This window comes from Microbacterium sp. AR7-10, from assembly GCF_001878835.1.
Lineage (GTDB): Bacteria > Actinomycetota > Actinomycetes > Actinomycetales > Microbacteriaceae > Microbacterium > Microbacterium commune.
Genome location: NZ_MJIR01000101.1, coordinates 1 through 4,501, shown reverse-complemented (window position 1 = coordinate 4,501; position 4,501 = coordinate 1). Strand labels below are relative to the sequence as shown.

The window sequence follows — 4,501 nt, the reverse complement described above, 5'->3', positions numbered from 1 at the left end:
GAGATGCCGCCGGCCCGCTCCCCGGCTCTCCGTCGACGGGTTCGGCGCTGTCCGACGCCAAGGCGCTAACCGCCGGCATCTCCGACTCGCTCCCCGAGACCGCGGCCAGGTTCGACGAGCTCGCCTCGGCGCTCGTGACCGCTCGCGACACCGGCGATCTGACCGAGCTGACCGAGCTGATCGGCGCCGATCCGCACACGCTCGCGACGCATCTCGCCGAGCCCGTCGAGCTCACCCGCGTGCCGGTGTACTCGGTGATCAGCTTCGGCGCCGCGATGACGCCGCTCTACACCGTGCTAGCACTGTGGGTCGGTGCGCTGCTGACCGCGGTCGCGATCCGCGTCGACCCGCCGCGCGGAGGCTCCACGGGCCTGCCCGAGCTCTCCCCCACCGAGACCTACCTCGGCCGGTTCGGCATCTTCGCCGTCGTCGGATTCCTGCAGAGCTCGCTGCTCGGTCTCGGCAGCGTGCTGTTCACGCAGGTGCAGCCGCGGCATCCGCTCCTGCTGATCCTCGCCGGGTGGGTCGCGTCGCTGGTGTTCACGCTGATCATCTACACGCTCGTCGTCACCTTCGGCAACGCCGGCAAAGCGCTGGCAGTGCTTCTGCTGGTGATGCAGATCTCGGGATCGGGCGGCGCGTACCCGCTGCAGGTGCTGCCGCCGTGGTTCCAGAGCATCAGCCCGTTCCTGCCCGCGACGCATGCGGTGAACGCCATGCGCTCGGCCATCGCCGGCATCTACCAAAACGACTACTGGGTGTCGCTCGGCTGGCTGCTCGCGTTCACCCTGCCGGCGCTGCTGCTCGGACTGGTGCTGCGCCGCCCGTTCATCCGCAGCAATCAGAAGATGCTGGCGGCCCTGCAGTCGACGAAGCTCATGTGATCTCGTTCGGTGAATGGGTAGTATGCCAGGGCGCGCGCTTTCCCGAGACGCGCACCCGGACTACGTGACACGCAGTCCCACCTACCCTTGAGGACCTTCCGCCGATGACGACTGATATCCCCGCTGCGAGGCGACCCCGCAGCCTTGCCGCCCGCATCGGAAGAATCGCGTTCCTCGTCGTCGCCGCCCTCGTGGTGATCGCCGTCGCCGCCGCATTCTTCCTCACCTGGACGATCCAGCGATCCTTCCCGCAGACGTCGGGAGAGCTGGCGCTGAAAGGTCTGGAGAAGTCGGTGACCGTGCAGCGGGACGACCGCGGCATCCCGACCATCACCGCCTCCACCGCCGAGGATCTGCTGTTCACCCAGGGCTTCGTGCACGCACAGGACCGCTTCTTCGAGATGGACTTCCGCCGGCACGTGACCTCGGGACGCGTGGCGGAGATGTTCGGCGCCTCGCAGGTCGGCACCGACAAGTTCCTGCGGACGCTCGGCTGGCGCACGGTCGCCGAGCAGGAGGTCGAGGCGCTCGACGAGACGACGCTCGGCTACTACCAGGCCTACGCCGACGGCGTGAACGCCTACCTGTCGTCGCGGTCGGGCGCCGAGCTGTCTCTCGAGTATGCCGTTCTCGGCATGCAGAACCCCGACTACCGCCCCGAGCCGTGGGAGCCCGCCGATTCCGTCGCGTGGCTGAAGGCGATGGCCTGGGACCTCCGCACCAACATCGAGGACGAGACCGATCGCGCCCTGCTCGCGGCGCGGCTCGTCGACGCCGGCGACACCGCCGAGCAGACGGGCGAGCTGGTGAAGAAGCTCTACCCCGACTACCCGTTCGACAAGAACCCGATCATCGTGCCCGAGATCTCGCCCGTCGATCCGGTCGCGACCGACGCGGTTCCGGCATCGTTCTCCACGGGCGGCGAGGCCGAGATCACCGACGCGCTGCGCACCGTCGAGTGGCACGAGGCAGACAGCGTCATCGAGGCCGCCAGCATGCTGCTCGGTGGCGCGGGCGAGGGCATCGGGTCGAACTCGTGGGTGGTCTCCGGCGATCTGACCGAGAGCGGGATGCCGCTGCTCGCCAACGATCCGCACCTGGGCGCGGCGCTCCCGTCGGTCTGGTACCAGGTGCAGCTGAAGTGTCGGAAGGTGAGCGAGGCCTGCCCGTTCGACGTCGGCGGGTTCTCGTTCTCGGGGATGCCGGGCGTGGTGATCGGGCACAACGCGAAGATCGCGTGGGGGTTCACGAACCTCACCACCGATGTCGCCGATCTGTACGTCGAGAAGATCGACGGCGACTCGTACTGGCGCGACGGCGCCCTCGTCCCGCTCGAGATCGAGAGCGACGTCATCAAGGTCGCCGGCGGCGACGACGTGCCGCTGACCATCCGGCGCACCGCCCACGGTCCGATCATCTCCGGCCTCGCAGACGACTTCACCGCCATCAGCGAGGACCCCGTGGTCGGCGACGCGGACGCTGCGCTGCCGCTCGCGGGCGCACCCGAGATCCCGTCCGGCGACACCGCCGTCAGCCTGCGATGGACGGCCCTCGACCCCGGCACGACCTCCAGCGCCCTCTTCGCGATGAACATGGCGGAGGATTTCGAGGGCTTCCGCCGCGCGGCATCCCTCTTCGACGTGCCCGCGCAGAATCTGATCTACGCCGATCTCGAGGGCAACATCGGATACCAGGCGCCGGGGCGGCTGCCGGTCCGCGGCGCCGGCGACGGCACCCTGCCGCAGCCGGGGTGGGACAGCAGCTACGACTGGCAGGGCTTCATCCCGTTCGACGAGCTGCCCGTGTCGTACAACCCGCGCGAGGGCTACATCGTCACGGCCAACAATGCGATCGTCGGCGACGACTACGACTACTTCCTCTCGAAGGACTGGGACTACGGGTACCGCGCCGCGCGCATCGCGCACCTGATCGAGCGCCGCGCCGCGGCCGCCCCACTCACCGCGCAGGACATGCGCGACATCCAGATGGACGATGAGATGTGGATCGGCAAGCAGCTCGCGGCCGCGATGGATGCGGTGCCGGTCGAGCGCACGGGGCCGAAGGCCGCCGTCGACCTGCTGCGCACGTGGGACGTGCAGAACGCCCCCGACTCCCCCGCCGCGGCCTACGCGAACGTGCTCTGGTCGAACCTCGTGCACAACCTGTTCATCGACCGCGAGGTCTCGATGCCGGTCGGCGACCAGGGGCGCCTGTTCACCGTCGTGGGCCAGATGCTCGAGGATCCGGCGGATCCGCTGTGGCAGAACGCGCGCCTCGGCGTCGACGACATGGAGTCGATGCTCGCACTGTCTGCCGATCAGGCCTACGACGAGCTCGCAGAGCTGCAGGGCGAGGACGTGACCGCGTGGCGCTGGGGCGACCTGCACGCCCTCTCGTTGACCCATTCGACCCTCGGCACCTCGGGCATCGCCCCGATCGAGATGCTCTTCAACCGCGGCCCCTACCCGGTCGGCGGCGGCGCCTCGGTGGTGAACGCCACCGGCTGGCGGCTGGGCGAGTCGTACGCGACGGTCACCGTGCCGTCGATGCGGATGGTCATCGACCTCGACGACTTCGACGCCTCGACCTGGAACCACCTGACCGGCGCCAGCGGGCACGCGTTCAACTCCCACTACACCGACCAGACCGGAGACTGGGCCAAGGGCATCCAGAAGCCGTGGGCGTTCTCGACGAAGGCGGTGCAGAAGGCGGCCGTCGATCGGCTGGTGCTCACCCCCGCCGGGTAGCGCTCCGGGATGTCGGTCGGGTGACGTCCACTCCCGGCCGGGTGACGAAGAGGGATGTCGGTCGGATGACGCCCATCCGCGGCCGGGTACCGTAGAGGGATGCCCGAACGCCTGCTCGCACCCGAGGGCACCGTCGCCGACATCGGCGAGTTTGCCTACGCCGGCGCGACGCTGGTGCACGAGGACTTCGGCGCCGGTCCGCGCCCTATCGTGCTGGTTCACGGCATCGGCATGGGCCGCAGCGTGTACCTCGACCTCACCTCGCGCCTTGGGGGTCGGATCATCGGTCTCGACCTGCCGGGTTTCGGCGAGGCGCCCGAACCCGCACGCACGCTCACCATGGAGCGTCACGCCGATCTCGTCGCCGCGTACCTGCGCAGCCGCCGCATCGACGACGCGGTGATCATGGGGCATTCGATGGGCAGCCAGATCGCCGCCGAGATCGCGGTGCGCCACCCGGATGTCGTCTCTGCGCTCGTGCTCGCCGGCCCGACGGTGAACAGCGCGTCGCGCAGCATCCGGGCTCAAGCCGGATATCTGCTGTGGGACCTGCTGCACGAGCGTCCCGAAGTGCTGTGGCGAGGAGCGCGCGAGTACCTGCGCGGCGGACCGCATCTGCTGCGCAAGATGAAGGCGACGATCGTGCACCGACCCGAGAACGCGTATCCGCGGGTGGGTGTGCCGGTGCTCGTCGTGCGCGGGCAGCGCGATCCGCTCGCCCCGATGACCTGGTGCCGCGAGATCGTCGACATGGTTCCGGATGCCCGGTTCGTCGAGATCCCCGACCATGGCCACGGCACGCTGATCAGCGACTCCGGTGGCGCGGCCGACACGATCCGCGACTTCATCCGCGACCTCTGACCCCGCCCG

Annotated in this window: 3 protein-coding genes; all 3 read left to right on the top strand. The window is 69.3% G+C overall.

Annotated elements, in window-relative coordinates; translation table 11 throughout:
• A partial coding sequence (locus tag BFN01_RS13315; RefSeq protein WP_143187252.1) for a YhgE/Pip family protein occupies positions 1-884 on the top strand: 884 nt, incomplete at its 5' end.
• A 104-nt stretch (positions 885-988) separates the two neighbouring features.
• Positions 989-3,631, top strand: a complete 2,643-nt coding sequence (locus BFN01_RS13310) for a penicillin acylase family protein (protein WP_177243876.1) — start codon at positions 989-991, stop codon at positions 3,629-3,631.
• A 99-nt stretch (positions 3,632-3,730) separates the two neighbouring features.
• Complete coding sequence (locus BFN01_RS13305; protein WP_071644825.1) at positions 3,731-4,492, top strand: alpha/beta fold hydrolase; 762 nt, start codon at positions 3,731-3,733, stop codon at positions 4,490-4,492.
• Positions 4,493-4,501 lie beyond the last annotated feature (9 nt).